General features: G+C 50.4%; 1 rRNA gene. It reads left to right on the top strand.

The window, feature by feature from the left end:
- Window positions 1–235: 235 nt before the first annotated feature.
- Window positions 236–352, top strand: a 5S ribosomal RNA gene (gene rrf, locus DCC82_RS01655).
- Window positions 353–500 lie beyond the last annotated feature (148 nt).

Genomic DNA, 500 nt, shown 5'->3' with positions numbered 1-500 from the left:
GGCCCGTGAGGAGGCTGTTGCCGCCGCAACGGGACCGAAGCGTCGCGAGCCGATGGCGTCCGGAGCTAGACAAAGTGAAAAGCGGAGGACGCTAGGAGCTAGACAATGGAAAAGCGTAGGCCGCCTATGCAAGACGGCTTCTTCCAAACGGACGGTTATCTAGTTTTGAGGGAATGAAAATTCACTCTTGACAAGCTTATTTGTTTGGATATAATAATATTTGGCTGATAACTTGCCTAGTGACAATAGCGGAGAGGAAACACCCGTTCCCATCCCGAACACGGAAGTTAAGCTCTCCAGCGCCGATGGTAGTTGGGGCCAGCGCCCCTGCAAGAGTAGGTCGTTGCTAGGCAAGTTGAATATTCCAAAGCAGCTCAGTGGGAAGCAACGAGCATAAGCTTCTATGAATAAGCTGCGAGTTGCCTCGACGCATCCAGCTTCTTTGAAAAAGCTTGTAGAGGAAGAGGCAACGAAAAAATTGAGTATAAACCAACAACCCG

It is taken from the genome of Geobacillus sp. LYN3, assembly GCF_003064505.1.
In the GTDB taxonomy this organism is placed as follows: Bacteria; Bacillota; Bacilli; order Bacillales; family Anoxybacillaceae; genus Parageobacillus_B; species Parageobacillus_B toebii.
The sequence above is the reverse complement of the archived record's forward strand: the minus strand, read 5'-3'. Positions and strand labels throughout refer to the sequence as shown.